At 30.0% G+C, this 6,496-nt stretch carries 9 protein-coding genes; 8 read left to right on the forward strand and 1 reads right to left on the reverse strand.

Going from position 1 to position 6,496, the window contains the following annotated elements:
* The 4 genes from C4B25_RS04285 to C4B25_RS04300 all read left to right on the forward strand — a co-directional run.
* The coding region (locus C4B25_RS04285) for an Hsp70 family protein (protein ID WP_168380705.1) at nt 1-568 on the forward strand (568 nt) is incomplete at its 5' end.
* Nucleotides 569-673: 105 nt separating this feature from the next.
* Nucleotides 674-1,924: an MHO_1580 family protein gene (locus tag C4B25_RS04290; RefSeq protein WP_131613872.1), complete on the forward strand. Its 1,251-nt coding sequence runs from the start codon at nt 674-676 to the stop codon at nt 1,922-1,924.
* A complete protein-coding gene (locus C4B25_RS04295; protein WP_131613874.1) occupies nt 1,917-2,333 on the forward strand; it encodes an MHO_1590 family protein in 417 nt (138 codons plus the stop codon). The genes C4B25_RS04290 and C4B25_RS04295 overlap by 8 nt, the downstream gene beginning before the upstream one ends.
* 18 nt (nt 2,334-2,351) lie before the next feature.
* Nucleotides 2,352-2,579 carry an acyl carrier protein gene (locus C4B25_RS04300; protein ID WP_131613876.1) on the forward strand — a complete coding sequence of 76 codons (228 nt, stop codon included), beginning with the start codon at nt 2,352-2,354 and terminating at the stop codon, nt 2,577-2,579.
* 166 nt (nt 2,580-2,745) lie between these two features.
* On the opposite strand, the gene C4B25_RS04305 is transcribed toward C4B25_RS04300, so the two are convergent.
* The gene (locus tag C4B25_RS04305; protein WP_131613878.1) at nt 2,746-3,570 is read right to left on the reverse strand and encodes a DegV family protein; all 825 of its coding nucleotides are present in this window, start codon (nt 3,568-3,570) and stop codon (nt 2,746-2,748) included.
* Nucleotides 3,571-3,656: 86 nt separating this feature from the next.
* Between C4B25_RS04305 and tapR the strand changes: the two genes are divergently transcribed.
* From tapR to tyrS, 4 genes are read left to right on the forward strand one after another with little or no spacing between them, the layout of a single operon-like run.
* A complete protein-coding gene (tapR, locus tag C4B25_RS04310) occupies nt 3,657-4,232 on the forward strand; it encodes a TyrS-associated PheT N-terminal domain-related protein TapR (RefSeq protein ID WP_131613879.1) in 576 nt (191 codons plus the stop codon).
* A 27-nt stretch (nt 4,233-4,259) separates the two neighbouring features.
* On the forward strand, nt 4,260-4,607 hold the full coding sequence (locus C4B25_RS04315; RefSeq protein ID WP_131613882.1) for a hypothetical protein: 348 nt from the start codon (nt 4,260-4,262) through the stop codon (nt 4,605-4,607).
* Nucleotides 4,607-5,077 (forward strand): hypothetical protein, encoded by a 471-nt coding sequence (locus C4B25_RS04320; protein ID WP_131613883.1) that lies wholly within the window; start codon nt 4,607-4,609, stop codon nt 5,075-5,077. The genes C4B25_RS04315 and C4B25_RS04320 overlap by 1 nt, the downstream gene beginning before the upstream one ends.
* A 50-nt stretch (nt 5,078-5,127) precedes the next feature.
* Nucleotides 5,128-6,354, forward strand: a complete 1,227-nt coding sequence (tyrS, locus tag C4B25_RS04325) for a tyrosine--tRNA ligase (protein WP_131613885.1) — start codon at nt 5,128-5,130, stop codon at nt 6,352-6,354.
* The last annotated feature ends 142 nt before the right edge of the window (nt 6,355-6,496 follow it).

Consider the following 6,496-nt stretch of genomic DNA (forward strand, 5'->3'; position numbering starts at 1 on the left):
AATTTCAGTTGTTCAAGGTGAAAGACCAATGGCTAACGATAATAAACGTCTAGGTCAATTCAACCTTTCAGGTATCGAACCAGCACCTCGTGGTGTTCCACAAATCGAAGTTTCATTCTCAATTGATGCTAATGGTATTACAAAAGTAACTGCTAAAGACAAAAAAACTGAGAAAGCTCAAACTATAACAATCGAAAACTCTTCATCACTATCAGAAGAAGAAATCGAAAGAATGGTTAAAGAAGCTGAAGCTAACAAAGAAGCTGATGAAAAACGTAAAGAAGAAGCTGAAACACGTAACCGTGCAGAAGCATTAATCAACCAATTAGAATCAGGTCTTGCACAACAAGGTGACAAAATCGATGCTAAACAAAAAGAAGAAACTGAAAAACAAATCGAAGAATTCAAAACATTACTAAAAGAAAACAAACTAGATGAGTTAAAAACAAAACTAGATGAAGTTGAAGCTCAAGCTAAAGCATTTGCAGACCAAATGAAACAAGCACAAGCTGGTGCACCAGAAGAAGATGGACCAATCAAAGGTGATGTTAAAGAAACTGAAAAATAACCCTTAGAGGTTGTTTTTTATTTCATTTAAACTCATAAACAAAATAGCATATTGATATTTTAAAAACCTTTAAATTTATTACATATAAATATGAAGGGAGAGTATATGATACCAGTAGTTTTAAACAAACCACCACAAAATATACCGAGAAGTATTGTGGAAGAAAAAGAAGAAATGAATTTTTCTACTAGTGCTAGTTTCAAAAGTGATTCAGGAATAAAACATACACAAACATTTGATGACTTTCACGAAGGAAACAATACATATGGATTTAAGGTATTTTTATCCATCAAGAGACATCTAAGATCTAATTTATTTTCTATCTCTATGAAATATTTTAAAAGCGGATCTGATTATGATTTTACTTATATTGTTTTAAATGGAAAACCATATTCTTGAAAAGAGTTAGAATTCCTTGAAACTGATGAAGATGAATATGCGATCAATCCAGATAGTGGACTAACAGGTTTCTCTAGTGAAATGCAAAAACTTTCCTCGATTGTAATCGTAGCTTCGAAGGAGGAAAAACCAGACCAGATGGTAAGTTTTAAGATAAATTTTCGTTCACACAAAAACACCGAAAGGAAAACAGTTAGTGTGCAAAATAGACCAATTGATTTGGAGAGTGTTAATGATGCGAATTTTGTTTATTCATTCAGTGAAGTTGATAACAGTTTTTCTGCAACACATTGGAAAACATATAATCACTTTATTTTGAAACCACTTCCCTTGAAACGTAGAGTCATTAAAGATATTTATGATATATATTCTTACAACGATTCTGTTGATGATGATCCTTACAATTCAAATTCAGAATCTGAAGTAAGTTCTAGTCAATTTAAAAAAGATCAAAAATTCTATTCCAAATGATCTAATGATACATCTATTGAAAAAGATGTTAATTTCCATGGTGGCAATATAGAGGGATTGAAAGCATATAAGAATACAAAAATGGAAACATGAATCGATACCGAAGATAGTTGAGGAAGTTATCTAGGTAGCATTTCTATAAAAAATTATTCATATTATGATTTTGAAAAAAAGAAGACTGTAATTGAACCTGGGGATCAAGCAGTTAAAGGTTATGTTTATCCTCTTAATGAAAGTGGAAAATTAAAAACTTTTTTAACATTAGAACCTAATGTAGCTTATAAAAAACTCAAGATATATAGACAATATAACTTCAAAGAAAAAATTCTTGATGTCCGCGAAGGGGATGTTTCATTAGAAATCAAAACTCCAAAATATTTGTCTTCAAAAATTAGGAAAACCTTTGTTTTCAATAAAAATTCCTTTGAAAACATTATTTTAAATGACTTATCACTAGAGTCATTAGAAAAGATAAGTGATGAATAAAGTATTCAAAATATTATTATTGAGTTCTCCGGTTGTGATTGCTTCATCATCTATTGCAACATATTACTTAATCACCAAAAATAAAGTTCCATCACAGGAAAGAACTAGTAATGAAACAAAGGAAGCGACACACATTTATAAACCTAATCAAAGTGGAACTATATTTCCATCAATTACATTTGATGAAGTTTACGATGAAATAGTAATGGTTAGAAATATACCTGTTATAAGCGATCAAATGATTGCTAAGTTTATCAAATTGGTTTTTATGAGAATTGGTACTTCTGAAGGAAAAATTAAAGTTGAAATAGCATATGACGATAGAACTAATGTAGAAATAAAATTCTCTTGAGTAATTGACGGAGAGATTAAAGAAACTAAAATATATAAAATGAAATTGAAGTTTTAAGTTTGGTATAATTGTTTCATGAATATTAAACAAGAAATTATTAAAACATTATCTAAAAACACAAAGATCAAAGTTAATGAAGAAACAAAAGTTTCTGATTTAGGAATTGACTCATTAGACTTAATGGATCTAGTTATCGAAGCTGAAGAAAAAATCGGTGGAGAATTAAGTGAAGAGGTAATTACTTCACTTAAAGAAAAAACTGTTGGAGAGATAATCAAAGAATTAGAAAAAGTTGCTAAATAGCAACCTTTTTTTATAACCATTTTATAAAAAAATTAAATTAAAGGACAAAATAAGTCTTTTTTATTTTATAATTATTTAGCATTACACGTAGGGGTGTAGTTCAATTGGTAGAACAGCCGGCTTCAACCCGGCATGTTGTGGGTTCAAGTCCTGTCAGGATGATTCCCTATTTTTTTAATGCCATAATACCAATAGCTTCTAATCCAACATGTAAAGCGATTGCTGAAGGAAGAAGTATTTCGATTGGTTTCTTACCAATCTCTGCTTCAATACGCTTTAAATGTTCTTCTATGTCTTGATTCCCTACGTTATATATGAATAAATCACAATCATCTTTTTTGAATTTGCTTAAAACGTCTTTTGTGGCTTTGATAACTGTTTTATGGAAAGTTCTTCCTTTTCCATATTTATCAAGTTTTCCACTTTCAAAAGAAATCATTGGTACGATTTTTAACATTGAAGCCATTGAAGCTACTTTTGAACCAACTCTACCACCTTTAACTAATCAGTCAAGTGAATGGGGTAATAATAATGAGAAGTAATCATCTCTTGTTTTGTGTAAAGTTTCTAAGATTTCTTCAATATCAGCACCTGATTGAGCTAATTTTTCCGCTTTTTCACATTGTGTTGTGTTTACTTTTCCTAGACCGTGTGATTCAATAACATGGATATTCTCATATTCCTTTGAAAACATTTTTAGGTTATTTGTTTGGCTTGATAATTCTGAAGATAATGGATAAACAATTACATGATCGAATGCTTCTGACATTCTTTGGAATTCATCCATCACTTCACTAGGTGAAGAAGCTGAAGTTCTAACTTCTGTTTCAAGTGTTAATTTATCATAAACACCTTGTGTTGTAATATCTATTCCATCTGCATAATCGACTTTATCTAAAAAAATGTGTAAAGGGATAAAACCTCATCCCCTATCTTCAGCTTCTTTTTTTGAAAGACCTGAAGACGAATCTACTATTATTCCTAATTTCATAATCACATTATAACATTCGAAAGGCTAAATGCATTTTAATTAACTTTATTCTTACAACTATTTTTTCATTCATATATAATAAATATATGGCTTTAATATATTGAAATAAAACATCTTTACAAGATCAAGCAGTTATTTGATTAAAAGATTCGGACAAAGAAAAAATAAATGTTGAACAACATGATGGTTTCACACTAATTAAGGAAGAAAACGAAATCGTTGGGGTTAACATACAAAATGCATCATCTTTATTAGAACTTAAAGAGGGAGCACACTCAATCACAAAAGAGATGATTGAAAAAATGAAAGAACAATTAGGTCTTGATCTTTCAGAATTGAATACAAGTTCAATGTTGGTTGTAGGAGAAATCTTAGAAAGAAAACCTCATCCAAGAGCAGAAAAGTTAGCAGTGTTAAAAGTTATGGCTCACAAAGAGTTAACTATTGTTACAAATACTACAAACTCTGTTGAAGGCGTAAAAATTGTTGTAGCAAAACTTGGAGCAATTTTACCTTCAGGAACAATGATCAAACCAGCAAAGGTTATGGGAGTAGCTTCAGAAGGAATGTTGTGTGGTGGAGAAACTCTTGGATTAGAGAAAACTCATGGTGACGCTTATGTAGTTACTAAACAAAATGCAGGCGAAGAATTCGTTTTATAAAATTAAAGAAATGGGAGGTATAGATATATGTCAATAGCAACATCTGTCCTAGTAATAATTGCAATCATAGCAACAGTGTTATTAATATTCGCAATACTATATGCAATAACTGCTTTTAGGAGAATGTCAATTACTTATAAAAAAGTTGATTATTTAATTGAAGATTTAACATATAAATCAGAAATGTTAAATTCAACAGTTGAAACAATTTCAAAAACAGCAAATTACCTTGATGCATTTGAAGTTGTGGCTAAGAAGAATGTTAAATCTGCGATTAAACTAACTTCAAGAAATAGAGATACTATTTATGCCATAGCTGAAAGATTAAAAGATCTTGCAACAGGTGAAACTGAAGGTAAAAAGGGAGGTAAATAATGAAAGTTAGTACATTACTATTTTTAATAGGTGCAACAGCGATAGGTGTACACCTACAATCTGAAGAGGGTGAAGAAAACCGTAAAAAACTTAAAGAACAAATGGATAATTTATCTCCAATAGTTAATGATATATTCAAGAAACTTGAAGCAGCCCTAACAGGAGCTGAATCAATTAAATCTGATGAAATTAGAAGTAACGTTGAAATGAAAGTTAATGAAGTTAAAAAAACAATAGCGAAAGTTGATGCGAAAAAAGTTGGGGATGCAACTGAAGAAGCAATTAAAGTTGCCTCTAAAAAAATTAGAGATATCAGAACACAAATCGAAACCGCTGAACATTATCAAGATAATTATGATGAGATGACAGTGGCTGAATTAAAAGAAGAAGCTAAAAAATTAAAAGTATCTTTAAATTCAAGAGATAAAAAATCAGAAATTATTTCTAAACTTAGAAAAGCGGAAAAATAATAAATGTGATTAATAGTCTTAATAGACTATTTTTTTTATACAATTAATATATGAAATTAATTAACGAACTAAAACAAAGAGGAATCTTAAAAGATATTACAAATGAAGAGAAACTTGCTAAATTACCAAAAGATGCAAGAGTTTACATTGGATTCGATCCAACTGCTGACTCATTACACCTAGGTAATTATGTTCAAATTTCAATTCTTAAAAGATTCGAAAAATACGGAATAAAACCAGTAGCCGTTCTTGGGGGAGCTACAGGAATGATTGGGGATCCTTCTGGAAGATCAGAAGAAAGAAATCTATTATCAAAAGAAGATTTACTTAGAAATAAAAATGCGATCAGAAAACAACTTGAGTCATTTGGGCTAGAAGTTATTGATAACTTCGAATTCTATAAAGATATGAATATTTTAGAATTCTTAAGAGATGCAGGTAAATTACTAAACATTAATTACATGCTTGCTAAAGATGTTGTTAAATCAAGAATTGATGCAGGTATTTCATTCACAGAATTCTCATATCAATTAATTCAAGGATGAGACTTCAAAAAATTATATGACGACCATAATGTTATGGTTCAAATTGGTGGATCAGATCAATGAGGGAATATAACTTCAGGTATTGAAATTATCAGAAAAACTGTTGGTGATAAAAATCTTGCCGTTGGTATGACTACAAATCTTCTCACAGGTTCAGATGGTAAGAAATTTGGTAAATCAACAGGAGGTGGAGCATTATGAATTTCAAAAGAAATGTGTTCACCATACAAGCTATACCAATATCTAATTAATTCTTCCGATGAAGATGTGCAAAAGTTATTATCATGACTAACAAGATTCTCTATGGAAGAAATTGCTACAATTATGGACAACCATAATGAAGCACCTTATAAAAGAGAAGCACAAAAAACATTAGCGCAAGAAATAATTACAGACATTCATTCAAAAGAAGATTTTGAAAGTGCACTTAAAATTTCTGAATCATTATTCGGTAAATCTAATATTGCAGAATTATCAAACGAAGAAGTTATGCAACTAAATGGATCATTGCCAACAGAAGAAGTGTCTTCACAAACAATCGTTGAATTACTTGTTGATTCAAAAGCTGTATCTTCAAATAGAGAAGCTAGAGAATTTATCAAGAATGGTGCGATAACAATTAATGGAGTTAAAGTTACTTCTGAAGAAGAAGTTATTCCATCAGCATTTGATGATAAATTAGCAATCATTAAAAGAGGTAAAAAGAATTACTTCTTAGCAATCAGAAAATAATCTACTTTAATAGTGGATTGTTTTTTTATTTATAAAAAAAGAGCAAAGAAAAAATAACCCGAAGGTTATTATGAATTTTCTTATTATTTTGAGTAGTACTCAACGATAAGTGCTTCATTGATTTCTGAGTTAAGTTCTTTTC

This window comes from Mycoplasma todarodis, from assembly GCF_004335995.1.
GTDB lineage: Bacteria > Bacillota_I > Bacilli_A > Mycoplasmatales > Metamycoplasmataceae > Mycoplasma_K > Mycoplasma_K todarodis.